Raw genomic sequence first — 22,864 nt, 5'->3', positions numbered from 1 at the left:
GGTTTTTTGTGGTTTTAGAAAACAACGCTGCCCATTCAACGCTAAACCGTTGAATGGCAGCGTGTTTTCCATTGACGGTGGGTTGTTGACTAAAATATAATCCACCCTCTTTCATGGCGGCGTGTTGCCGTTGTGAGGAACTCAACTAGGAACTGAGAGTAATGCCAACCATCAACCAACTGGTCCGCAAGGGCCGTCTCGCCGAAAAGGCGAAGAGCAAGGTGCCTGCGCTGGAGGCCTGCCCGCAGAAGCGTGGCGTGTGCACCCGCGTATACACCACCACCCCGAAGAAGCCGAACTCGGCACTGCGTAAGGTGTGCAAGGTACGTCTGACCAACGGTTTCGAAGTGATTTCGTATATCGGCGGTGAAGGCCACAACCTGCAAGAGCACTCCGTGGTACTGATCCGCGGCGGTCGTGTTAAGGACTTGCCGGGTGTGCGTTACCACACCGTCCGTGGCTCCCTGGATACCGCAGGCGTCAAGGATCGTAAGCAGTCCCGTTCGAAGTACGGTGCCAAGCGTCCTAAGTAAGTCGCTGGCGGTAGCTGCAACGGCGGCCTTGTGTCGTCGAGTAAGTGGTCGCTCCAACATGGGCGCCATGAGCGCGAAGCTCAACTGAATAGATTGAAGGAATCGAAATGCCAAGACGCAGAGAAGTCCCGAAACGCGAGATCCTGCCGGATCCGAAGTTCGGTAGCCAGGACCTGTCCAAGTTCATGAACGTCGTCATGATTGACGGCAAGAAGTCTGTTGCAGAACGCATCATCTACGGTGCCCTGGAACAGATCGAGAAGAAGACCGGCAAAAACGCCCTGGAAGTGTTCAACACTGCCATCTCGAACGCCAAGCCGGTTGTCGAAGTAAAGAGCCGCCGTGTTGGTGGTGCCAACTATCAAGTTCCTGTTGAAGTACGCCCGTCCCGTCGTATGGCTCTGGCCATGCGCTGGCTGCGCGATGCTGCGCGCAAGCGTGGCGAGAAGTCCATGGACCTGCGTCTGGCAGGCGAGCTGCTGGATGCAGCCGAAGGCCGTGGCGGCGCAATGAAGAAGCGCGAAGAAGTACACCGCATGGCAGAAGCCAACAAGGCCTTCTCGCATTTCCGCTTCTAAATTCAACTAACCATAAAGGTTAAGGCCGTGGCTAGGAAAACCCCTATCGAGCGCTACCGTAACATTGGTATCAGCGCTCACATTGATGCCGGTAAGACCACTACTACCGAACGCATCCTGTATTACACCGGTGTGAACCACAAGATTGGTGAAGTTCACGACGGCGCTGCCACCATGGACTGGATGGAGCAGGAGCAGGAACGCGGTATTACCATTACTTCCGCTGCAACCACTACCTTCTGGAAGGGTATGGGGATGCAGTTCCCGGAACACCGCTTCAACATCATCGACACCCCCGGACACGTTGACTTCACCATCGAAGTTGAACGTTCCATGCGTGTCCTTGACGGCGCGGTAATGGTTTACTGCGCGGTGGGTGGCGTTCAGCCGCAATCCGAAACCGTATGGCGTCAGGCGAACAAGTACCACGTTCCGCGCATCGCCTTCGTGAACAAGATGGACCGTCAGGGTGCCAACTTCTTCCGTGCGGTTGAGCAAGTGAAGACCCGCCTGCGCGGCAATCCGGTGCCTATCGTTGTGCCTATCGGCGCAGAAGACGGCTTCACCGGTGTTGTCGACCTGCTGAAGATGAAGGCCATCATCTGGGATGAGGCCTCGCAAGGCATGAAGTTCGAATACGGTGAAATCCCGGCCGACCTGGTTGCCGTTGCCGAAGAGTGGCGCGAAAAGATGGTTGAGGCAGCTGCCGAAGCCGACGAAGACATGATGAACAAGTACCTGGAAGAGGGCACGCTCTCTGAAGAGGAAATCGTCAAGGGTCTGCGCGAACGTACTCTGAAGTGCGAAATCCAGCCGATGCTGTGTGGCTCCGCGTTCAAGAACAAGGGTGTACAGCGCATGCTGGACGCCGTGATCGAGCTGCTGCCGTCGCCGACCGAAGTACCGGCGATCAAGGGCGAAACCGATGGCGTTGAAGCCGAACGTCACGCTTCGGACGACGAGCCGTTCTCGGCGCTGGCGTTCAAGCTGATGAACGACCCGTACGTCGGTCAGCTGACCTTCTTCCGCGTCTACTCGGGCGTGGTGAAGTCGGGCGACACCGTGCTGAACTCGGTCAAGGGCAAGAAGGAACGTATCGGCCGTATCGTGCAGATGCACGCCAACGACCGTAAGGAAATCGACGAAGTCCGCGCTGGCGACATCGCTGCTGCCATCGGCCTGAAGGAAGTCACCACCGGTGAAACCCTGTGTGCCGTTGACGCCGAGATCATCCTCGAGCGTATGGAGTTCCCGGATCCGGTGATTCACGTTGCCGTTGAGCCGAAGACCAAGGCTGACCAGGAAAAGATGGGCGTTGCCCTGAACCGCCTGGCCAAGGAAGACCCGTCGTTCCGCGTACGCACCGACGAAGAATCCGGCCAGACCATTATTTCCGGTATGGGTGAACTGCACCTGGAAATTCTGGTTGACCGCATGCGCCGTGAATTCGGCGTAGAAGCCAACGTCGGCGCACCGCAAGTGGCCTACCGTGAAACCATCACCAAGACCGTGACCGACGTGGAAGGCAAGCACGTCAAGCAGTCGGGTGGTAAGGGTCAGTACGGTCACGCCGTGATCACGCTGGAACCGTCGGGCGAAGGCAAGGGTTACCAGTTCATCGACGAAATCAAGGGTGGCGTGATTCCGCGCGAATTCATCCCGTCGGTGGACAAGGGTATCCAGAACACCCTCAACAACGGTATTCTCGCCGGCTTCCCGGTCGTCGATGTGACCGTTCGCCTGACCTTCGGTTCGTACCACGATGTCGACTCGTCGCAGATCGCCTTCGAACTGGCCGGCTCGCTGGCCTTCAAGGAAGCCATGCGTCGTGCCGGCCCGTGCATCCTCGAACCGATGATGGCTGTTGAAGTGGAAACCCCGGAAGAGTACATGGGCGACGTGATGGGTGACCTGAACCGTCGTCGCGGTATCGTTCAGGGCATGGATGATGATGGCATCGGCGGCAAGAAGATTCGTGCCGAAGTGCCGTTGGCTGAAATGTTCGGCTACTCGACCGACCTGCGTTCTGCTACCCAGGGTCGTGCTACCTACTCCATGGAGTTCAAGCACTACTCTGAAGCGCCGAAGCATGTTGCTGAAGCCGTCATGAACGCCAAGAAGTAATGCGCGCTGTGGCGGGGCCCTGGGCCCCGCCCTGATCTACTGTTCTTTATATTTAAGGATTTTGCAAAAATGGCAAAAGGCAAGTTTGAGCGGACGAAACCGCACGTAAACGTCGGCACCATCGGTCACGTTGACCATGGCAAGACCACCCTGACCGCAGCAATCACCACCATTCTGTCGAAGAAGTTCGGTGGCGAAGCCAAGGGTTACGACCAGATCGACAGCGCGCCGGAAGAAAAGGCACGTGGTATTACCATCAACACCGCTCACGTTGAGTACGAAACCGAGACCCGCCACTACGCACACGTAGACTGCCCGGGCCACGCCGACTACGTGAAGAACATGATTACCGGTGCTGCCCAGATGGACGGCGCGATCCTGGTTTGCTCGGCCGCTGACGGTCCGATGCCGCAAACCCGCGAACACATCCTGCTGGCTCGCCAGGTGGGTGTACCGTACATCATCGTTTACCTGAACAAGTGCGACATGGTAGACGACGAAGAGCTGCTGGAACTGGTTGAAATGGAAGTGCGCGATCTGCTGTCTTCCTACGACTTCCCGGGCGATGATCTGCCGATCATCAAGGGTTCGGCCCTGAAGGCGCTGGAAGGCGACCAGTCCGAAATCGGCGAACCGTCGATCTTCCGTCTGGCTGATGCTCTGGACAGCTACATCCCGACCCCGGAACGTGCCATCGACAAGCCGTTCCTGCTGCCGATCGAAGACGTGTTCTCGATCTCCGGCCGTGGTACCGTTGTGACCGGTCGTGTTGAGCGCGGTATCGTCAAGGTCGGCGAAGAAATCGAAATCGTTGGTATCAAGGCTACCGCCAAGACCACCTGCACCGGCGTGGAAATGTTCCGCAAGCTGCTGGATCAGGGTCAGGCTGGTGACAACGTCGGCGTTCTGCTGCGTGGTACCAAGCGTGAAGAAGTTGAGCGTGGTCAGGTTCTGGCCAAGCCGGGTTCCATCACCCCGCACACCGACTTCACCGCTGAAGTTTACGTTCTGTCGAAGGAAGAAGGCGGCCGTCACACCCCGTTCTTCGCCAACTACCGCCCGCAGTTCTACTTCCGTACCACGGACGTGACCGGTGCTGTATCGCTGGCTGAAGGCGTGGAAATGGTTATGCCTGGCGACAACGTCAGCATCACCGTTGCGCTGATCGCTCCGATCGCCATGGAAGAAGGTCTGCGCTTCGCTATCCGCGAAGGTGGCCGTACCGTTGGCGCCGGCGTTGTAGCCAAGATCATCAAGTAATCAGGAAGCTATCATGCAGAGCCAAAAGATCCGTATCCGCCTGAAAGCTTTCGATTACAACCTGATCGACCGTTCGGCTGAAGAAATCGTTGAAACCGCCAAGCGCACCGGCGCCGTTGTCAAGGGCCCGGTTCCGCTGCCGACCAAGATCGAGCGCTTCAACGTTCTGCGTTCGCCGCACGTGAACAAGACCTCGCGTGACCAGCTGGAAATCCGTACCCACCTGCGCCTGATGGACATCATCGACCCGACCGACAAGACTGTCGACGCGCTGATGAAGCTGGACCTGCCGGCCGGTGTGGATGTGGAAATCAAGTTGCAATAATCACGAATCCAGCCCGCGAGTACGCTAAGTGCTTGCGGTGCTTGAATTTTTGGTGATATAGTAGCGGACTCGTCATTTTGGCGAGTCCGCTATTGTTTTTGTAAGCCGGTCAATCGTAATCGGCCCTGCAAAAGGAAATAAACATGAGTTTAGGTCTTGTCGGTCGCAAAGTCGGCATGACCCGCATTTTTGCCGAAGATGGTGCTTCCATTCCGGTAACTGTGCTGGACATGTCCGCTAATCGCGTCACGCAAATCAAAACCCCCGAAGTGGATGGCTACAGCGCCATTCAAGTCACTTTCGGCGAGCGTCGCGCTAACCGCGTGAACAAGTCGGCAGCTGGTCACTTTGCCAAGGCAGGCGTTGAAGCCGGTCGTGGCATGGGTGAATTCACGCTGACTGCTGAACAGCTGGCTGGCTACAAGGCTGGTGATTCCATTACCGTCGAGATCTTCTCCGAAGGTCAACTGGTTGATGTAACCGGTACCTCGAAGGGTAAGGGCTTCTCCGGTGCCATCAAGCGCCACAACTTCTCCTCCAACCGTGCCTCCCATGGTAACTCGCGCTCGCACAACTCGCCGGGTTCCATCGGTCAAGCGCAGGATCCGGGCCGCGTACTGCCGGGTAAGCGCATGGCTGGTCAATATGGCAACACCAAGAGCACCATGCAGTGCCTGGAAATTGTCCGTATTGACGTAGAGCGTCAGCTGCTGCTGGTCAAGGGTGCTGTACCCGGTGCCAAGAACGGCGACGTGGTCGTACGTCCTAGCGTGAAGGCGGGTGCATGATGGAATTGAAAGTAATCAATACCCAAGGTCAGGCTCAAGACAGCCTGCAAGCTTCCGAGTCCCTGTTCGGTCGTGAATACAACGAAGCACTGGTTCACCAGGTCGTGACTGCGTTCCTGGCAAATGCCCGTAGCGCCAACCGCGCTCAGCTGACCCGTGCCGAAGTGAAGCACACCACCCACAAGCCCTGGCGTCAAAAGGGTACCGGCCGCGCGCGTTCCGGTACGACTTCCTCGCCGGTATGGCGTGGTGGTGGCCGTGCATTCCCGAACAAGCCGGATGAAAACTTCAGCCAGAAGGTTAACCGCAAGATGTTCCGTGCCGGCATGGCCGCGATTCTGTCGCAGCTGGTCCGTGACGAGCGTCTGATCGTGGTTGACAGCCTGACGGTTGAATCGCCGAAGACCAAGGAATTCGTTGGCAAGGTGAAGTCCATGGGCCTGGAACACGCCCTGTTCATCACCAAGGAACTCGACGAAAACCTCTATCTCTCGTCTCGCAACCTGCCGAACGTGCTGGTGATCGAGGCTCAGCAAGCTGATCCGTACAGCCTGCTGCGCTTCAAGAAGATCGTGATCACCCGTGACGCCGTGAAGCAACTTGAGGAGCAATGGGCATGAATCAAGAACGTCTGATGCAAGTCATTCTTGCTCCGGTTGTTTCTGAAAAGAGCACCATGGTGTCCGAGAAGAACCAGCAAGTGGTATTCCGCGTTGCTGGCGATGCGACCAAGCCCGAAATCAAGGCTGCCGTTGAACTGCTGTTTAACGTCAAGGTTGAGGGTGTGTCCACCGTGAATGTCAAGGGCAAAGTCAAGCGCTTTGGCCGCATGACCGGTCGTCGCAAGGACTGGAAAAAGGCTTACGTTAGCCTCGTGCAAGGTCAGGAACTTGATCTGACCGGCGCAGCTGCTGAGTAAGGAGATAGAGCATGCCTATCCAAAAAGTAAAACCGACATCGGCAGGCCGTCGCGCAGTCGTCAAGGTGGTTCACCCTGACCTGCACAAGGGCGCCCCGCTGGCTTCGCTGGTCGAAAAGAAGAACTCGACCGGTGGCCGTAACAACAACGGCCATATCACGACCCGTCACAAGGGTGGTGGTCACAAGCAACACTATCGTATCGTTGACTTCCGTCGCGAAAAGGATGGTATTCCGGCCAAGGTGGAACGTATCGAATACGATCCGAACCGTACCGCGCATATCGCCCTGCTGTGCTATGTCGATGGCGAACGCCGTTACATCATCGCTCCGCGTGGTGTGAAGGTTGGTGCCGAGCTGCTGTCGGGCGCAGAAGCCCCGATCAAGGCCGGCAACGCGCTGCCGATCCGCAATATCCCGGTGGGTACCACGATTCACTGCGTGGAACTGCAACCTGGCCGTGGCGCGCAAATGGCGCGTTCCGCTGGTTCCTCCGCCATGCTGCTCGCACGTGAAGGCGTTTACGCCCAGCTGCGTCTGCGTTCCGGTGAAATCCGCAAGGTCCATGTTGATTGCCGCGCGACCGTTGGCGAAGTTGGTAACGAAGAGCACAACCTGCGCAAGATCGGCAAGGCCGGCGCGAACCGCTGGCGCGGTATCCGTCCGACCGTCCGTGGTGTGGTCATGAACCCGATCGATCACCCGCACGGTGGTGGTGAAGGTAAGACCGGCGAAGGTCGTGTACCGGTTAGCCCATGGGGCACGCCGACCAAGGGTTACCGTACTCGTCGCAACAAGCGTACCGACAACATGATCGTACGCCGCCGCTATTCCACTAAAGGGTAATTGACATATGGCACGTTCGCAAAAAAAGGGCCCGTTTGTTGATCTTCACCTTCTGAAGAAGGTGGACGCGGCGCGTGCGACCAGTGACAAGCGTCCGATTAAGACTTGGTCTCGCCGTTCGACCATTCTGCCGGACTTCATTGGTCTGACCATCGCTGTGCACAACGGTCGTACCCACGTCCCGGTCTATGTTTCTGAAAACATGGTCGGCCACAAACTGGGCGAATTCTCGCTGACTCGTACCTTCAAAGGCCACGCGGCCGATAAGAAGGCGAAGAAGAAGTAAGGTGAAGCGATGAGAGTATCTGCATATCTGAAGAGCGTTCGCCTGTCGGCACAGAAGGGCCGTCTGGTGGCTGACCTCGTTCGCGGCAAGTCCGTCGAAGAGGCGCTGAACATTTTGACCTTCTGCCCCAAGAAGGGCGCCGGTCTGGTCAAGAAGCTGCTGGAGTCGGCAATCGCCAACGCTGAGCACAACGAAGGTGCTGACATCGACACCCTGAAGGTGGAGACCATCTACGTTGACAAGGGCCCGAGCCTGAAGCGTTTCACGGCACGTGCTAAAGGTCGTGGCAACAAGATCGAAAAGCAGACTTGCCACATCATGTTGACCGTGGGCAATTAAGGGGTAAGAAATGGGTCAGAAGATTCATCCGACGGGATTCCGTCTTGCCGTCACCAAAAACTGGTCTTCGAAGTGGTTTGCCAACAGCGCCAATTTCCCTGGCATGCTGAAGCAAGACATCGAAGTCCGTGAGTTCCTGAAGAAGCGCCTGGCGCACGCTTCGGTTGGTCGCGTGACCATCGAGCGTCCGGCCAAGTCCGCCCGTATCACCATTCACAGCGCCCGTCCGGGTGTCGTGATTGGCAAGAAGGGTGAGGACATCGAAGTTCTGAAGGCTGAACTGCAAAAGCGTCTGGGCGTTCCGGTGCATGTGAACATTGAAGAAGTTCGCAAGCCGGAACTGGATGCACAAATCATTGCCGATGGTATCGCCTCGCAGCTGGAAAAGCGCGTGATGTTCCGTCGCGCCATGAAGCGTTCCATGCAAAATGCAATGCGCATGGGCGCCCTGGGCATCAAGATCATGAGCTCCGGCCGTCTGAATGGTATCGATATCGCTCGTAGCGAATGGTACCGTGAAGGCCGCGTTCCGCTGCACACCCTGCGTGCCGATGTTGAGTACGCTACCTCTGAAGCCAAGACCACTTACGGCATCATTGGTATCAAGGTGTGGATCTACAAGGGTGAGCTGAAGCCGGGCCAAGTACAGGCCGCTGCTCCTGCTGCTCCTGAAAAGAAAGTGAGAAAGGGCGCTCGCAATGCTGCAGCCAACTAGACTCAAGTACCGTAAACAGCAAAAAGGCCGCAACACCGGTATCGCCACCCGTGGCAACAAGGTGAGCTTTGGTGATTTTGGTCTGAAGGCGCTGGGCCGTGGTCGTCTGACTGCACGTCAGATCGAAGCCGCCCGTCGTGCGATGACCCGTCACATTAAGCGTGGTGGCCGCATCTGGATTCGTATTTTCCCGGACAAGCCGATTACCTCCAAGCCTGCAGAAGTACGTATGGGTAATGGTAAGGGTAGCCCGGAATACTACGTTGCGGAAATTCAGCCTGGCAAGATGCTGTACGAAATGGATGGTGTTTCCGAGGAACTCGCTCGCGAAGCTTTCCGTCTGGCCGCAGCCAAGTTGCCGATCCCGACTGTATTTGTAATTAGACAGGTAGGTCAGTAATGAAAGCGTCCGAACTGAGAGCGAAAAGCGTGGACGAGCTGAAGGCCGAACTGCTGAGCCTTCTGAAGGCCCAGTTTGCGCTGCGCATGCAGCACGCCACCCAGCAGCTCGCCAAGAACAGTGAACTGAAGAAAGTGCGCCGCGATGTAGCTCGTGTACGCACCATTCTGAAAGAGAAGGCTGCTTAAGATGAGCGAAACCAAAGTGGTACGTACGCTGACCGGCAAGGTGGTCAGCGACAAGATGGACAAGACCGTAACCGTTCTGGTCGAGCGCAAGGTTAAGCACCCGATCTACGGCAAGATTGTCCGTCTTTCCAAAAAGTTCCATGCACACGATGAGAACAACGAGTTCAAGGCCGGCGATATCGTAGTCATCAGCGAGTCCCGTCCCCTCTCGAAGACCAAGTCGTGGGTGGTAACTGCACTGGTCGAGAAATCTCGTCAAGTGTAAAAAGCTTGCAGAGGGGGTAACTCCTCTGTACAATGGCCGTTTTCCTGCCACCGTTTTGGCAGGACTCTGCCCTTACGGGGTCCAAAACTGGCCGTTTGATACGCCGCAGAGTCATCTGCGGCGTTTCGTCTGTGATCGTGGTCTGGCGGCAATAGGCTGCGTAATCACGGATGAAAGTGACGGGATAAGTTGGATAGAAAGGTAATCATAAATGATCCAAATGCAGACCATTCTTGAGGTCGCAGACAACACTGGTGCGCGCTCTGTTATGTGCATCAAAGTGTTGGGCGGCTCCAAGCGTCGCTACGCAGCAGTTGGCGACATCATCAAGGTGAGCATCAAGGATGCCGCTCCGCGCGGACGCGTCAAGAAAGGCGATGTATACAACGCTGTCGTTGTACGCACTGCCAAGGGTGTGCGTCGTGCCGATGGCTCGTTGATCAAATTCGACGGCAATGCGGCTGTGTTGCTCAACACCAAGCTTGAGCCGATCGGCACTCGCATCTTCGGGCCGGTAACGCGTGAACTGCGTACCGAACGCTTCATGAAGATCGTTTCGCTGGCTCCTGAAGTGCTGTAAGGAGAACACATGCGCAAAATTCGCAAGGGTGATGAAGTCGTAGTAATCACCGGCAAAGACAAAGGCAAGCGTGGTACCGTGTTGCGCGTCCTGGACGAAAAGCTCGTCGTAGAAGGCGTTAACGTTGCCAAGAAGCATCAAAAGCCGAACCCGATCCGTGGGATCGCCGGCGGTATTGTCGAAAAGACCATGCCGATCGCCGTGTCCAACGTGGCTATTTTCAATCCGGCTAGCCAAAAGGCTGACCGCGTAGGCTTCAAGGTTCTTGAAGACGGCCGCAAGGTACGCGTGTTCAAGTCTTCCGGCGAAGTCATCGGGGCGTAAGGAGTCAACATGGCACGTCTCTACGATTTCTACAAAGACACCGTAGTGCCGGATCTGATGAAACAGTTCGGCTACAAGTCGGTTATGGAAGTTCCGCGCATCGAGAAGATCACCCTGAACATGGGTGTCGGTGAAGCGGTAGCCGACAAGAAGGTGATGGAACACGCTGTGGGCGATATGGAAAAGCTGGCTGGCCAAAAGCCGGTCGTGACCACCGCTCGCAAATCGATCGCAGGCTTCAAGATCCGTGATCATTATCCGATCGGCTGCAAGGTTACCCTGCGCCGCGAACGGATGTACGAGTTCTTCGACCGCCTGGTTACCATCGCGCTGCCGCGCGTACGCGACTTCCGTGGTGTTTCCGCCAAGTCTTTCGACGGCCGCGGCAACTTCAACATGGGTGTGCGCGAGCAAATCATCTTCCCGGAAATCGAGTACGACAAGATTGATGCTTTGCGCGGTATGAACATCACCATTACCACTACGGCGAAAACTGACGAAGAGGCCCGCGCACTGCTGGCAGCTTTCAAGTTCCCGTTCAAGGGTTAAGCACATGGCGACACAAGCACTGATTAACCGTGAAGAGAAGCGCGCAAAGCTGGCTGCCAAGTTTGCTGCCAAGCGCGAAGCGCTCCTCGCCATCATCAACAACCAGAGCCTCTCGGAAGAAGAGCGTTTCGCAGCCCGTCTGAAACTTCAGCAACTGCCGCGTAACGCCAGCCCGGTACGCCAGCGTCGTCGCTGCGCCATCACCGGTCGTCCGCGTGGCGTGTTCCGCAAATTCGGTCTCGGTCGTAGCAAACTGCGTGAAATCGCCCTCAAAGGCGAAATCCCGGGTGTTACGAAGGCCAGCTGGTAATAGGAGACACATAAATGAGCATGCATGATCCTATTTCCGATATGCTGACCCGCATTCGCAACGCACAGCGCGCCGCCAAGGTCGCCGTTGCGATGCCGTCTTCCAAGTTGAAGATTGCACTTGCGCAGGTCCTGAAAGAAGAGGGCTACATCGAAGACTTCGCCGTCGCCGGCGAAGCCAAGAAGCCTGTCCTCGATATCCAGCTCAAGTACTATGCTGGCCGTCCGGTGATCGAGCGCATCGAGCGCGTATCCCGTCCTGGCCTGCGTGTGTACAAGGGCACCACTGAAATTCCGAAGGTCATGAATGGCCTGGGCGTAGCTATCCTGTCCACCTCCAAGGGTGTGATGACCGATCGCAAGGCACGTGCTGCCGGCATCGGTGGTGAGCTGCTCTGCATCGTGGCGTAAGGGAGGGTGTAATGTCTCGCGTAGCTAAGAATCCTGTAGCGATCCCGGCCGGCGTTGAAGTCAAGTTCAACGCAACCGAGGTGAGCGTTAAGGGCTCCCTTGGCACCCTCAGCACCCCGCTGTGCACTGAGGTGGATGTCAAGCTGGACAACGGTCAGCTGACGTTCGCAGCCAAGAATGACAGCAAGTTCGCTCGTGCCATGTCTGGCACGCTGCGTGCGCTCCTCAACAACATGGTCCAAGGTGTAAGCAAGGGCTTCGAAAAGAAGCTGACCCTGGTCGGCGTGGGCTATCGTGCCCAGGCTCAGGGTGACGTGCTCAACCTTTCTCTGGGCTTCTCCCACCCGGTAGCGCACAAGATGCCTGCTGGCGTGAAGGTGGAAACGCCCTCTCAGACCGAGATCATCATCAAGGGCGCCGACAAGCAGCAAGTCGGCCAGGTAGCCGCTGAAGTCCGCGCGTACCGTTCTCCGGAACCGTACAAGGGCAAGGGCGTTCGCTACGCTGATGAGGTCGTGGTTCTGAAAGAGACCAAGAAGAAGTAACTGAGGCCCTGATATGGACAAGAAACAAGCTCGACTCCGCCGCGCACGTAAAACCCGTGCACGGATTGCGGAGCTCAAGATGGTGCGACTCACCGTATTCCGCACCAACTGCCACATTTACGCTCAGATCATTGACGAGACCGGCAGCAAGGTACTTGCAAGCGCTTCCACCCTGGAAGCCGAAGTACGCGCCGACATCGCCAATGGTGGCAACGTGAACGCAGCAGCCATGGTTGGCAAGCGAATTGCCGAAAAAGCCAAGGCTGCCGGCATCCAAACCGTGTCTTTCGATCGCTCGGGCTTCAAGTACCACGGTCGTATCAAGGCACTGGCTGACGCTGCCCGCGAACACGGTCTGGTATTCTAATTCGGAGTGAAGAATGGCTAAGCACGAAATGGAAGATCGTGGCGACGGTCTGGTCGAAAAAATGATCAGCGTCAACCGCGTCACCAAAGTGGTGAAGGGCGGTCGCATTATGGCTTTCTCCGCTCTCACCGTGGTTGGTGATGGCGACGGCGGCATCGGTATGGGCAAAGGTCGCTCGAAGGAAGTGCCGGTCGCTGTGCAGAAGGCAATGGAACAAGCTCGCCGCAATCTGGTAAAGATTCCGCTGAAGAACGGTACCCTGCACCACGCCGTACACGGCAAGCACGGTGCTACCACCGTTCTGATGCAGCCCGCCAAGGATGGTACCGGTGTCAAGGCCGGTGGTCCGATGCGCGCAATCTTTGAAGCCATGGGCGTTCGCAACGTATCCGCCAAGATCCAGGGTTCGACCAACCCGTACAACGTGGTTCGCGCCACGCTGGACGGCTTGAACAAGATTTGCGTTCCGGCGCAAATCGCGGCCAAGCGTGGTCTGACCGTGGAAGAAATTCTGGGGGTAGATCATGAGTAACACCAAGACTGTCAAGGTGACTCTGGTTAAGAGCCTGATCGGCCGCCTGGAGTCTCACAAGGCTTGCGCTCGCGGTCTGGGTCTGAAGAAGATTCGCCAGACTGTCGAAGTGATCGATACGCCTGAGAACCGTGGCATGATCAACAAGATCAGCTATCTGCTGAAATTCGAGGGCTAAGCATGGAACTGAATACCATTAAACCTGGTGCCGGTGCCAAGCATGCCAAGCGTCGCGTCGGCCGTGGTATCGGCAGCGGCCTGGGCAAGACTGGTGGCCGTGGCCACAAGGGTCAAAAGAGCCGTGCGGGCGGTTTCCACAAGGTAGGCTTCGAAGGCGGTCAAATGCCGCTGCAACGTCGTCTGCCGAAGCGTGGCTTCAAGTCCCTGACGGCTGGCAAAATGGCTGAAGTTCGTTTGTCCGAACTGAACCTGCTGCCGGTTGACGAAATCGATCTGCTCGCCCTCAAGCAAGCTGGTCTGGTAAGCGCCCTGGCGATCTCCGCCAAGGTGATCCTGTCCGGTAAGGTTGAGCGTGCTGTCAAGCTGCGTGGTCTGGCCGCTACGGCCGGTGCCCGCGCCGCAATTGAGGCAGCTGGCGGCAGTATTGTTGAATAAGGCACACGTACGTGGCGAATACTTCGATAGTGGCAAAAGCCAATAAGTTTGGTGATCTGAAGAGCCGGATCTGGTTCCTGATCGGGGCGTTGATCGTTTTCCGCATCGGCGCACACATTCCGGTTCCCGGGATCAATCCGGCTGAGCTAGCGAAGTTGTTCCGCACGTCGCAGACAGGGCTCCTCGACATGTTCAACATGTTCTCGGGGGGCGCCCTGTCCCGATTTACGGTTTTTGCCCTTGGCATCATGCCGTACATCTCTGCCTCGATCATTCTGCAACTTGCGGCTGAGGTTATCCCCAGCCTCAAGGAGCTGAAGAAAGAGGGCGATGCGGGACGTCGCAAGGTAACCCAGTACACACGTTACGCGACTGTAGTGTTGGCCTCGTTCCAGAGTTTCGGCATTGCGGTTATGCTTTATAAGCAGCCCAATCTGGTGGTAACTGCCCAATGGGAGTTTTACCTGACCACCGTGGTCACCCTGGTGACCGGCACCATGTTCCTGATGTGGCTTGGTGAGCAGATTACCGAGCGGGGTATCGGCAACGGTATCTCCTTGATCATCTGCGCCGGTATTGCCTCCGGTGTTCCCGCGGCGATCGGTAAGACCCTGACTCTGACCAGTCAGGGTTCGCTGCCTCTTCTGTTTGCCGTCGTGCTGTTTGCCGGCGTTCTGCTTGTTACCTATCTGGTGGTCTTCGTCGAACGAGGCCAACGCAAGGTACTGGTGAACTACGCCAAGCGCCAGGTCGGTAATCGCGTCATGCAGGGTCAGAGCACGCATTTGCCGCTCAAGCTCAACATGGCAGGGGTGATTCCGCCGATTTTCGCTTCTAGCATCATCCTGTTCCCGGCCACCGCACTTGGCTGGTTCGGTAATACGGATGGTCTGGGCTGGATGAAGAGTGTTGCCGACAAGCTGCACCCTGGGCAACCGATCTACGTCCTGCTGTACTCAGCGGCCATTATCTTCTTCTGCTATTTCTACACGGCGTTGATGTTTAACCCGAAAGAAACCGCAGACAACCTGAAGAAAAGTGGCGCGTTCATCCCGGGCTATCGTCCAGGTGAGCAGACCTCTCGTTACATCGAGAAGATCACGCTGCGTCTGACGCTTATCGGTGCGATCTATATCACGTTGGTTTGCTTGTTGCCTGAATTTCTGGTCTTGAAGTGGAACGCTCCGTTCTACTTCGGTGGCACATCGCTGTTGATTATTGTTGTCGTCACGATGGACTTTATGGCGCAGGTTCAATCCTACGTATTGTCTCACCAGTATGAGAGCTTGCTGAAGAAGGCTAACTTCAAAGGCAATGCGCTCACCCGCTGATAAACGAGTTGACACTGGGTTCTATGGCTAAGGAAGACACCATCCAGATGCAAGGCGAGGTCCTTGAAAATTTGCCTAATGCAACTTTCAGGGTCCAGCTTGAGAATGGACACATAGTGCACGGTCATATTTCCGGGAAGATGCGGATGCACTACATCCGTATTCTTCCAGGGGATAAGGTTACGGTCGAATTGACGCCCTATGACCTGACCCGTGCCCGAATCGTGTTCCGTGCGAAATGACGCACTCGCTCTTTTAGATTGAAAGGAACTGAAATGCGAGTACAGCCTTCGGTAAAGAAAATTTGCCGTAACTGCAAAATTATCCGCCGCAATCGCGTAGTTCGAGTGATCTGCACGGATCCCCGTCACAAGCAAAAGCAAGGCTAATATTTGTTAGTCTTGCGATTGCGTGTTACAATCGCAACCTTTTCAAGGTCTTAAGGCTTAAGGAAAGAGAATGGCCCGTATTGCAGGGGTAAATATCCCCAATCATGCACATGCCGTTATCGGCCTGCAGGCAATCTACGGCATCGGTCAAACCCGCGCCCAGCAAATTTGCGTTGCTGCCGGCGTGGCGACCTCGACGAAAGTCAAGGATCTGACCGAAGCCGAAATGGAAGCTCTGCGTGTAGAAGTAGCGAAGTTTGTCACTGAAGGTGACCTGCGCCGCGAAGTCACGATGAGCATCAAGCGACTGATGGACATGGGCTGCTACCGCGGCATGCGTCATCGTCGTGGTTTGCCCTGCCGTGGCCAACGCACTCGTACCAATGCTCGTACCCGCAAGGGTCCGCGCAAGGCGATTGCCGGCAAGAAGTAACTTAAGGAACACAGATAATGGCTAAAGCAAACACAGCTGTCCGTGTACGTAAAAAAGTGCGCAAGAGCGTGAGCGAAGGTATCGTGCATGTGCACGCTTCGTTCAACAACACCATCATCACTATCACCGACCGTCAAGGCAATGCACTGTCTTGGGCTACCTCTGGCGGCGCTGGTTTTAAGGGCTCGCGCAAGAGTACACCCTTTGCTGCTCAGGTAGCAGCGGAGCACGCTGGTAAAGTTGCCCAAGAATATGGTGTGAAGAACCTCGAAGTTCGGATCAAGGGCCCGGGACCGGGTCGCGAGTCCGCTGTTCGTGCTCTCAACGCGCTTGGTTTCAAGATTACCAGCATCTCCGACGTGACGCCGGTGCCGCACAACGGCTGCCGTCCGCCCAAGAAACGTCGTATTTAATTCGGAGAGTGTGAGACATGGCACGTTATATCGGCCCGAAATGTAAGCTCGCGCGCCGCGAAGGCACCGACCTCTTCCTGAAGAGCGCGCGTCGCGCACTTGATTCCAAGTGCAAACTGGACAGCGTACCTGGCCAACATGGCGCCCGCAAAGGCCGCCTGTCGGATTACGGCGTACAGCTGCGTGAAAAACAAAAGATTCGCCGCATTTACGGCGTTCTTGAGCGTCAGTTCCGCAACTACTTCGCGGAAGCTGTTCGTCGCAAGGGCTCCACTGGCGAAAACCTGCTGAAACTGCTCGAGTCCCGTCTCGACAACGTTGTATATCGCATGGGCTTTGGCTCCACTCGCGCGGAATCGCGCCAGCTGGTCAGCCACAAGGCCATCGTGGTAAACGGTCAGGTTGTGAATATTCCGTCTTTCCAGGTCAAATCTGGCGACGTGGTAGCTGTTCGTGAAAAAGCCAAGAAGCAGGTTCGCGTAGCCGAAGCCCTGTCCCTGGCTGAACAAAGCGGCTTCCCCTCCTGGGTATCTGTTGATTCGAAGAAGATGGAAGGCGTTTACAAGAGCGCTCCGGAACGTTCCGAACTGTCTAGCGATATCAACGAACAGCTCGTTGTGGAATTCTACTCCAAGTAATCGCTAGCTCTTAGGGAATGACTATGCAAAACAGCGCTTCGGAATTTCTGAAACCTCGAATCATCGACGTCCAACCGATTTCGGCTACGCATGCACGTGTGTCGATGGAGCCGTTCGAGCGTGGCTATGCCCATACTCTGGGCAATTCGCTGCGTCGCATTCTGCTGTCGTCGATGCCGGGTTACGCTCCGACCGAAGTGACCATCGCTGGCGTTCTGCATGAGTACTCGGCCCTCGACGGTGTCCGCGAAGATGTCGTTGACATCCTGCTGAACCTCAAGGGCGTCGTACTCAAGCTGCATGGTCGCGACAGCGTCGTACTTACCCTTCGTAAAGAAGGTGAAGGCGCTGTTTTGGCTGGCGATATCGAATTGCCGCACGACGTTGAAGTGATCAATCCGGACCACGTGATTTGTCACCTCGCTGCCGGCGGCAAGATCGAGCTCGAAGTGAAGATCGAAAAGGGTCGTGGCTATCAGCCCGTCTCTGCTCGCTCCAGTCATGATGACAACCGCTCCATCGGTACCATCCAGATGGACGCTTCCTTCTCGCCGGTTCGCCGCGTGAGCTATGCAGTGGAAAGCGCCCGTGTGGAACAGCGTACCGACCTCGACCGCCTGGTTCTCGATATCGAGACCAATGGGGTTGTCGAGCCGGAGCAGGCAGTGCGTAGCGCTGCCCGCATCCTGATTGACCAGCTGTCGATCTTTGCTGATCTCCAGGGCACTGCGGTTGAAGAAGTCGTTGAGAAGGCGCCGCCGATCGATCCGATCTTGCTGCGTCCGGTCGACGATCTTGAACTCACGGTTCGTTCTGCAAACTGCCTGAAGGCCGAGAACATCTATTACATCGGTGACCTGATCCAGCGTACTGAGACTGAATTGCTCAAGACGCCGAATCTGGGCCGTAAATCTCTTAACGAGATCAAGGAAGTTCTTGCCTCCAAGGGCCTCACTCTCGGCATGAAGCTGGAGAACTGGCCTCCGGCAGGGCTGGAAAAGCCGTAAGGTTTGAGACTAAAGGACATTAACAATGCGTCATCGTTACAGTAATCGTAAACTGAACCGCACGACCAGCCATCGTCTGGCGATGCTGCGCAACATGGCCAACTCGCTGCTGCGTCACGAAGCGATCGTGACCACGCTGCCGAAGGCCAAGGAACTGCGCCGTGTGGCAGAGCCGCTGATCACCCTGGGCAAAGAACCCTCGCTGGCTAACCGCCGCCTGGCCTTTGACCGTACCCGTGATCGCGAAATCGTCGTTAAGCTGTTCGACGTGCTCGGCCCGCGTTTCGCTACCCGCAATGGTGGTTATCTGCGTATCCTGAAATGTGGCTTCCGCAAGGGCGACAACGCTCCGCTGGCTCTGGTAGAGCTGGTAGACCGTGCCGAAGGCGTGGTTGCTGCTGATGAATCCGCCGAGTAATATCGGTTGATTCGAAAAAGCCAGCTCATCGAGCTGGCTTTTTTTACGTCTGATTAAAAAGAATAACGGCTTTCCAGCACCTCCACCTCATCGCCGACGTAGATCAGTCCGGCATTCAGCGCCCGCAAATTGCTGCCAAAGCAAATTCCCTCGGCCAGCTGCCGGGTACGGATCAACGTCTTCAACGGCTCATTCTGCTCATCCTTCACACCGGTATCCGGATCCACCGTCGTCAGCACACAACGCGAACATGGCTTGGTGACCTCAAACAACACCTCCCCGATACGAATTCGCAGCCAGTCATCCTCCTCATAGGCCGCGGCCCCGCTAATCAGCAAATTCGGCCGGAAATGACGAACGGTGACCGGTTTCGCCAGCAAGCCATTGAGCGCCTCCAGCGAGGACTGGTTCACCAGCAGATAAGGATAGCCATCCGCAAAAGACAAGGCCGCTTCCTGATCCTTCTGCGACCGGGTCGGCTGCTGGCCCAGCCAGAGCAGCCGACAGGGCTCACCCAGGTAGTCGCTGAACCAGGCATCCACCCGCTCGTCACCGTGATAGGCCACAAAGTGATCGCCCCAGACCTGGCACTCCACGGGCTCGTCATAGACAGTCATCATCGCCAGTACAGGCGCCCGGTCAGCGGTTTTGAACAAGGCCGCCCCCGGAATCAGGTCAATTTCGATCCGCACCATGGCCGGATGCGTCCTGGCCGTCATGAACGCTCCGCTGCCATCGACCAGCAGCCACTCACGGTCATGCAGCAGCCCCTGCTGGTCGGCAAACGCCCGCGTATATTCGATCCCGCGGCCAGATTTCAGCGGGTGCACAAACAGATTAGCTAAACGCATAAACCTTCCTTGAAAACCGGGCAGGGCGCCGCATCAGCCCTCTGCCTGCATTACAGGTTGAATGTCTGCAAAAAATCCCATAGCGACTCGTCCTGGCAGAATGCCACATTGAAGCGCAGCCAGGGCGATACCCCACCGCCGGGGCGGAACAGATTGCCCGGAGCCAGCAAAAAGCCCGCGGCCTTGGCCTGCCGGGCCAGCTCCAGACTGTCATAGGGCATGGTCGGACGGGCCAGCAAAAACAGCCCATTATAGGGACGGGTAAACAGCTTCCAGCCGATGGCCGAGAATCGATCCGCACAGCGGAACTGCGCCTGCGCCAGCCTGCCGCGCAACTTCTCCAGCTGCTTGTGTTGCTTCGACTCCTGCAACATGGTCAGAATCGCCCGCTCGTTCAATTCCGGCGACGTCATGCCGGTCATCATCTTGAAGCGCGTCATCTGAGCCAGCAGCGGTTCGCGTGCCGCGAGAAAGCCCACCCGCAGCGCCGGTGACAGGGACTTGGAAAAGCTGCCGATATAAATCACCCGCTCAAGCCCATCCATCGCAGCCAGCGTCGGTTGCGGCCAGCCAGCCAACTCCGCCGAAACATTGTCCTCAATCAGATAAAAATCATGCTGTTCGGCCAGCTTCAAAACCTGATGCGCCGTCTGCATGTCATAGCTGGCCCCGGTCGGATTCTGCAGCCAGGGATTGGTAATGAACGCCTTGGGCCGGTGCTGTCGCAGCAACCCTGCCAGTACCGCCGTATCCGGTCCGTGCGGCGTCCAGGGAACCCCGACCACCTGGATCCCCTGAAAGGTCAGACTCGACAACACATTGCAATAGCCCGGGTCATCCACCAGCACCGTATCGCCAGGCCGTGCCAGGCAGCTCGCCGCGATATGCAGTGCGCTGCTGGCGCCCTGGGTGAGCAGAATCTCCTGGGCTCCCAGCGCCAGACCCTGCTCGCCCAGCGCGCCTGCCAGCCATTGGCGCAGACCGGCGAAGCCCTGCGGGTCGCCATACTCCGCCGTCAGGGCATTGTCGCGCGCCAGCGCCCGCAAGGCGCGGTGTTGCGCCTCGATGTCATACCAGTCCTGCGGCAACCAGCCGCAGCCCGCCGGCAGTCGCTGGTCGGACTGGTGATACACATTGTGCAGCAACCAGTGCTCATCGACCGGCAGGTCGACAATGCGCGGGGTACTGACCGGCGAGCGTGTCAGACGCTCGCGCACAAAAAACCCCGAGCCGCGCCGTGACTCGATCAGCCCGCGTGCGACCAGCCGCTCATACGCCTCCACCACCGTGAAAGGACTGACGCCAATTTGCGCCGCTTGCTGCCGGATGGAGGGCAGGCGGGTTCCCGGCGGGCTGCTGCCCTGCTCGATCGCCTCGGCCATCGATAATTCAATTTGTTCAGCGCGCGTCGGCGCTGCTTTCAGGCGTGGTTTCATCGATTTTGCTGCAATTGGTTATGCATTATGGCTAATTTAAACCCTAGTCTATCGAAACCCAAGGCTATATGTTACAAATATCGCATAAGCAGTAATGTAGTGTTATTCATTATTGCCATTCTCTGTCTATAGTGGGGTAGCAAACGCGCGCTGGCGCAATAAACAAGACACAAGCTGCATTGAGGAACAACATTCAGTAAACGCGGTGGCCAACCGGTCGCATGCCGGGCAGGCTGAGTATAAATATAAGAGTCTTCGGGGAGCACCAATCATGCGGTCATTGAAAGTCAAGCTCATCATCTTTGTCGCTGTGCTGATGACCATTCTCAGCGCGGTGATTGCCGGTCTGGTCTACAGCCAGATGCGCAGCAGCATCGTCGAGGGGGTCAACAACGAACTCGGCGGCACGGCAGCAGGCTATGCGACCTTCGTCAAAGGCTGGTATGACGACCGTCTGCAGGCCGTCGTTGCCGGCAATCCGCTGGTCAACAGCGCCGACCCGGTGCCGACACTGGCCCGCATGAACGAAGCGGCCGGCTTCGCCACCACCTATGTCGGCTTTGCCGATCACCACATCGTCTACTCGGACGGCCACCCGCAAAAAGCCGGCTATGACCCCGTCAAGCGCCCCTGGTACCAACAGGCCGTTGCCATGGGCAAGCCGGGCGTCTCGGCACCCTATGTCGACTTTGATACCGGCAAGCTCTGCCTGACCTTTGTCTCCCCGGTCATGGAGGGGGGCAACGTCAAGGCCGTGGTGGGGGGCGACGTGTTCATCGATGCGCTGGTCAAGGCCGTGTTGTCGGTCAAACTGCGTGGTGATGGCTATGCCTTCCTGGTCGACAAGGCTGGCAACGTGATTGCCCACCACAACCAGCAACTGACGCTCAAGCCGCTGGCCAACATCGCCCCGGATCTGACCGCCGACAAACTCAATGCGGCGGCGGCCAGTGGCGACGTACTGCAAACCCAGCTGGAAGGGACCGACAACTACGTGAAGGTGGTGCCGATCGCCGGCACCGACTGGCTGCTCGGCATGTCCATGGGTTCGAGCGTCGTCAGCGAGCCGATGACCAAGCTGCTGCTGACCATCATTGGTATTGCCGTCATCGCGCTGATCATTCTGGTGCCGATCGCCAGTGCCGTGCTCGCCAGCATGCTGTCCGGCCTGAAGCGCCTGAGCCAGGCCATGCGCGAAATCTCGCAAGGTGAAGGTGACCTGACACGTCGCATCAATGTTTCGGGTCAGGATGAAATTGCCGAAACGGCCATGGCCTTCAATACCTTCGTCGGCCACCTGCAAGACATGTTCCGTGCCGTGAAGGAAGAAGCGGATCGCGTCATCAGCGGTGTCGAACAGGCCGGCAGCACGGTACGTCGCGTGGCAGACGATTCGCGCGAAATCTCCGATGTGTCCAGCTCCAATGCGGCCACGCTGGAACAGATCACCGTCAGCATTTCGCACATTGCCGATGCCGCACGCGAAGCCGACAACCTGGTCAGCCAGACCGGCTCGGTGTCGAGCGAAAGTGCCGCCGACATGGAGAAGATCTCGCGCGAAATGGGACGCACCGTCGACGCCGTCAAGGGCCTGTCCAGCATGCTGGAAACCCTCGACAACCGTTCGCAGCAGATTACCGGCATCACCAACGTGATCAAGGACATTGCCGACCAGACTAACCTGCTGGCGCTGAATGCCGCGATTGAGGCGGCCCGTGCCGGTGAAATGGGCCGCGGCTTCGCCGTGGTGGCCGACGAAGTGCGCAAGCTGGCTGAACGCACGGCACAGGCGACGCTGGAAATTACCGGCATGGTCAACACCATCCGCGAAGAAACCAGCCAGGCCGTCACCAACATGCAGCGCACCGTCAGCTCGGTCGATGGCGGGGTCGAACTGACCCAGAACGCGGTGCAGCGTATCGAGGACATCCGTGCCGCCATGCAGAGCGTCGTGGCCAAGATGAACGAAATCTCGCTGTCCACCAGTGAGCAGCACAATGCCACTACCGTGATCGCGCAAAGTACCGAGCGCATCAACGGCCGCATCATCGACAGCGACAACTCGCTGCAGGGCGTGCACCAGACCCTGTCGGTCCTCAATGATGCCGCCTCCAAGATGCGTGAAATGTTCGGCCGCTTCCGCGTCTGATC

The 22,864-nt window shown here is 57.2% G+C and carries 36 protein-coding genes; 34 read left to right on the top strand and 2 right to left on the bottom strand.

Annotated elements, in window-relative coordinates:
• The first annotated feature begins 161 nt into the window (after positions 1-161).
• The 33 genes from rpsL (at position 162) to rplQ (ending at position 18,426) form a co-directional block, all read left to right on the top strand.
• The gene (gene rpsL, locus AACH39_RS09550; protein ID WP_215780509.1) at positions 162-533 is read left to right on the top strand and encodes a 30S ribosomal protein S12; all 372 of its coding nucleotides are present in this window, start codon (positions 162-164) and stop codon (positions 531-533) included.
• A gap of 107 nt (positions 534-640) precedes the next feature.
• Positions 641-1,111 carry a 30S ribosomal protein S7 gene (gene rpsG, locus AACH39_RS09545; protein ID WP_215780510.1) on the top strand — a complete coding sequence of 157 codons (471 nt, stop codon included), beginning with the start codon at positions 641-643 and terminating at the stop codon, positions 1,109-1,111.
• A 27-nt stretch (positions 1,112-1,138) separates the two neighbouring features.
• A complete protein-coding gene (gene fusA / locus AACH39_RS09540; RefSeq protein ID WP_215780512.1) occupies positions 1,139-3,235 on the top strand; it encodes an elongation factor G in 2,097 nt (698 codons plus the stop codon).
• A 69-nt stretch (positions 3,236-3,304) separates the two neighbouring features.
• Entirely contained in the window at positions 3,305-4,495 is a 1,191-nt protein-coding gene (tuf, locus tag AACH39_RS09535) for an elongation factor Tu (protein ID WP_215780495.1), read from the top strand.
• Positions 4,496-4,508: 13 nt separating this feature from the next.
• A complete protein-coding gene (gene rpsJ, locus AACH39_RS09530) occupies positions 4,509-4,820 on the top strand; it encodes a 30S ribosomal protein S10 (RefSeq protein ID WP_133679779.1) in 312 nt (103 codons plus the stop codon).
• 143 nt (positions 4,821-4,963) lie between these two features.
• Positions 4,964-5,608 (top strand): 50S ribosomal protein L3, encoded by a 645-nt coding sequence (rplC, locus tag AACH39_RS09525; protein ID WP_338619761.1) that lies wholly within the window; start codon positions 4,964-4,966, stop codon positions 5,606-5,608.
• Entirely contained in the window at positions 5,608-6,228 is a 621-nt protein-coding gene (rplD, locus tag AACH39_RS09520; RefSeq protein WP_215782626.1) for a 50S ribosomal protein L4, read from the top strand. Before rplC ends, rplD begins: the two co-directional genes overlap by 1 nt.
• Complete coding sequence (rplW, locus tag AACH39_RS09515; protein WP_215780516.1) at positions 6,219-6,527, top strand: 50S ribosomal protein L23; 309 nt, start codon at positions 6,219-6,221, stop codon at positions 6,525-6,527. The genes rplD and rplW overlap by 10 nt, the downstream gene beginning before the upstream one ends.
• An 11-nt stretch (positions 6,528-6,538) precedes the next feature.
• Positions 6,539-7,372 (top strand): 50S ribosomal protein L2, encoded by an 834-nt coding sequence (gene rplB, locus AACH39_RS09510; protein WP_215780518.1) that lies wholly within the window; start codon positions 6,539-6,541, stop codon positions 7,370-7,372.
• A gap of 7 nt (positions 7,373-7,379) precedes the next feature.
• Entirely contained in the window at positions 7,380-7,658 is a 279-nt protein-coding gene (gene rpsS, locus AACH39_RS09505; protein ID WP_133679771.1) for a 30S ribosomal protein S19, read from the top strand.
• A gap of 9 nt (positions 7,659-7,667) precedes the next feature.
• Complete coding sequence (gene rplV, locus AACH39_RS09500) at positions 7,668-7,997, top strand: 50S ribosomal protein L22 (RefSeq protein WP_215780520.1); 330 nt, start codon at positions 7,668-7,670, stop codon at positions 7,995-7,997.
• A gap of 10 nt (positions 7,998-8,007) precedes the next feature.
• The gene (gene rpsC, locus AACH39_RS09495) at positions 8,008-8,712 is read left to right on the top strand and encodes a 30S ribosomal protein S3 (protein ID WP_215780522.1); all 705 of its coding nucleotides are present in this window, start codon (positions 8,008-8,010) and stop codon (positions 8,710-8,712) included.
• The gene (gene rplP, locus AACH39_RS09490) at positions 8,696-9,112 is read left to right on the top strand and encodes a 50S ribosomal protein L16 (protein ID WP_133679765.1); all 417 of its coding nucleotides are present in this window, start codon (positions 8,696-8,698) and stop codon (positions 9,110-9,112) included. Before rpsC ends, rplP begins: the two co-directional genes overlap by 17 nt.
• Positions 9,112-9,300 carry a 50S ribosomal protein L29 gene (gene rpmC / locus AACH39_RS09485; protein ID WP_133679763.1) on the top strand — a complete coding sequence of 63 codons (189 nt, stop codon included), beginning with the start codon at positions 9,112-9,114 and terminating at the stop codon, positions 9,298-9,300. Before rplP ends, rpmC begins: the two co-directional genes overlap by 1 nt.
• A 1-nt stretch (position 9,301) precedes the next feature.
• A complete protein-coding gene (rpsQ, locus tag AACH39_RS09480) occupies positions 9,302-9,565 on the top strand; it encodes a 30S ribosomal protein S17 (protein ID WP_215780525.1) in 264 nt (87 codons plus the stop codon).
• Positions 9,566-9,776: 211 nt separating this feature from the next.
• Positions 9,777-10,145: a 50S ribosomal protein L14 gene (gene rplN / locus AACH39_RS09475; RefSeq protein WP_215780528.1), complete on the top strand. Its 369-nt coding sequence runs from the start codon at positions 9,777-9,779 to the stop codon at positions 10,143-10,145.
• Positions 10,146-10,154: 9 nt separating this feature from the next.
• Positions 10,155-10,469: a 50S ribosomal protein L24 gene (gene rplX / locus AACH39_RS09470; protein ID WP_215780530.1), complete on the top strand. Its 315-nt coding sequence runs from the start codon at positions 10,155-10,157 to the stop codon at positions 10,467-10,469.
• A gap of 9 nt (positions 10,470-10,478) precedes the next feature.
• Positions 10,479-11,018, top strand: coding sequence for a 50S ribosomal protein L5 (gene rplE, locus AACH39_RS09465; protein WP_215780533.1), 540 nt, complete (start codon positions 10,479-10,481; stop codon positions 11,016-11,018).
• Between the two features lie 4 nt (positions 11,019-11,022).
• Entirely contained in the window at positions 11,023-11,328 is a 306-nt protein-coding gene (gene rpsN, locus AACH39_RS09460; protein ID WP_215780535.1) for a 30S ribosomal protein S14, read from the top strand.
• Positions 11,329-11,342: 14 nt separating this feature from the next.
• Positions 11,343-11,738, top strand: a complete 396-nt coding sequence (rpsH, locus tag AACH39_RS09455; RefSeq protein WP_215780537.1) for a 30S ribosomal protein S8 — start codon at positions 11,343-11,345, stop codon at positions 11,736-11,738.
• Positions 11,739-11,749: 11 nt separating this feature from the next.
• Entirely contained in the window at positions 11,750-12,283 is a 534-nt protein-coding gene (gene rplF / locus AACH39_RS09450) for a 50S ribosomal protein L6 (RefSeq protein ID WP_215780540.1), read from the top strand.
• Between the two features lie 13 nt (positions 12,284-12,296).
• Positions 12,297-12,650, top strand: coding sequence for a 50S ribosomal protein L18 (gene rplR, locus AACH39_RS09445; protein WP_215780543.1), 354 nt, complete (start codon positions 12,297-12,299; stop codon positions 12,648-12,650).
• Positions 12,651-12,663: 13 nt separating this feature from the next.
• The gene (gene rpsE / locus AACH39_RS09440) at positions 12,664-13,182 is read left to right on the top strand and encodes a 30S ribosomal protein S5 (protein WP_215780546.1); all 519 of its coding nucleotides are present in this window, start codon (positions 12,664-12,666) and stop codon (positions 13,180-13,182) included.
• Positions 13,175-13,360, top strand: coding sequence for a 50S ribosomal protein L30 (rpmD, locus tag AACH39_RS09435; protein ID WP_215780549.1), 186 nt, complete (start codon positions 13,175-13,177; stop codon positions 13,358-13,360). Before rpsE ends, rpmD begins: the two co-directional genes overlap by 8 nt.
• 2 nt (positions 13,361-13,362) lie before the next feature.
• Entirely contained in the window at positions 13,363-13,797 is a 435-nt protein-coding gene (rplO, locus tag AACH39_RS09430) for a 50S ribosomal protein L15 (protein ID WP_215780551.1), read from the top strand.
• A gap of 11 nt (positions 13,798-13,808) precedes the next feature.
• Positions 13,809-15,128, top strand: coding sequence for a preprotein translocase subunit SecY (gene secY / locus AACH39_RS09425; protein ID WP_215780554.1), 1,320 nt, complete (start codon positions 13,809-13,811; stop codon positions 15,126-15,128).
• 23 nt (positions 15,129-15,151) lie between these two features.
• Complete coding sequence (infA, locus tag AACH39_RS09420; protein WP_215780556.1) at positions 15,152-15,370, top strand: translation initiation factor IF-1; 219 nt, start codon at positions 15,152-15,154, stop codon at positions 15,368-15,370.
• Positions 15,371-15,403: 33 nt separating this feature from the next.
• Entirely contained in the window at positions 15,404-15,517 is a 114-nt protein-coding gene (gene rpmJ / locus AACH39_RS09415) for a 50S ribosomal protein L36 (RefSeq protein ID WP_011137711.1), read from the top strand.
• Positions 15,518-15,587: 70 nt separating this feature from the next.
• On the top strand, positions 15,588-15,950 hold the full coding sequence (gene rpsM, locus AACH39_RS09410) for a 30S ribosomal protein S13 (protein ID WP_215780558.1): 363 nt from the start codon (positions 15,588-15,590) through the stop codon (positions 15,948-15,950).
• Between the two features lie 17 nt (positions 15,951-15,967).
• On the top strand, positions 15,968-16,363 hold the full coding sequence (gene rpsK, locus AACH39_RS09405) for a 30S ribosomal protein S11 (RefSeq protein WP_008955659.1): 396 nt from the start codon (positions 15,968-15,970) through the stop codon (positions 16,361-16,363).
• Between the two features lie 17 nt (positions 16,364-16,380).
• A complete protein-coding gene (gene rpsD, locus AACH39_RS09400; protein ID WP_215780561.1) occupies positions 16,381-17,001 on the top strand; it encodes a 30S ribosomal protein S4 in 621 nt (206 codons plus the stop codon).
• Positions 17,002-17,024: 23 nt separating this feature from the next.
• Positions 17,025-18,008, top strand: a complete 984-nt coding sequence (gene rpoA, locus AACH39_RS09395) for a DNA-directed RNA polymerase subunit alpha (protein WP_215780563.1) — start codon at positions 17,025-17,027, stop codon at positions 18,006-18,008.
• Between the two features lie 25 nt (positions 18,009-18,033).
• The gene (gene rplQ, locus AACH39_RS09390; RefSeq protein ID WP_215780566.1) at positions 18,034-18,426 is read left to right on the top strand and encodes a 50S ribosomal protein L17; all 393 of its coding nucleotides are present in this window, start codon (positions 18,034-18,036) and stop codon (positions 18,424-18,426) included.
• A gap of 53 nt (positions 18,427-18,479) precedes the next feature.
• Here rplQ and AACH39_RS09385 read toward each other — a convergent pair whose 3' ends face one another.
• Entirely contained in the window at positions 18,480-19,277 is a 798-nt protein-coding gene (locus AACH39_RS09385) for an MOSC domain-containing protein (RefSeq protein ID WP_215780569.1), read from the bottom strand.
• Positions 19,278-19,327: 50 nt separating this feature from the next.
• Positions 19,328-20,713 carry a PLP-dependent aminotransferase family protein gene (locus AACH39_RS09380; RefSeq protein WP_215780571.1) on the bottom strand — a complete coding sequence of 462 codons (1,386 nt, stop codon included), beginning with the start codon at positions 20,711-20,713 and terminating at the stop codon, positions 19,328-19,330.
• A gap of 271 nt (positions 20,714-20,984) precedes the next feature.
• Here AACH39_RS09380 and AACH39_RS09375 point away from each other — a divergent pair, with 271 nt between their 5' ends.
• The gene (locus AACH39_RS09375) at positions 20,985-22,862 is read left to right on the top strand and encodes a methyl-accepting chemotaxis protein (protein ID WP_215780573.1); all 1,878 of its coding nucleotides are present in this window, start codon (positions 20,985-20,987) and stop codon (positions 22,860-22,862) included.
• The last annotated feature ends 2 nt before the right edge of the window (positions 22,863-22,864 follow it).

It is taken from the genome of Paludibacterium flexuosum (assembly GCF_037076605.1).
Taxonomy (GTDB): domain Bacteria; phylum Pseudomonadota; class Gammaproteobacteria; order Burkholderiales; family Chromobacteriaceae; genus Paludibacterium.
The sequence above is the reverse complement of the archived record's forward strand: the minus strand, read 5'-3'. Positions and strand labels throughout refer to the sequence as shown.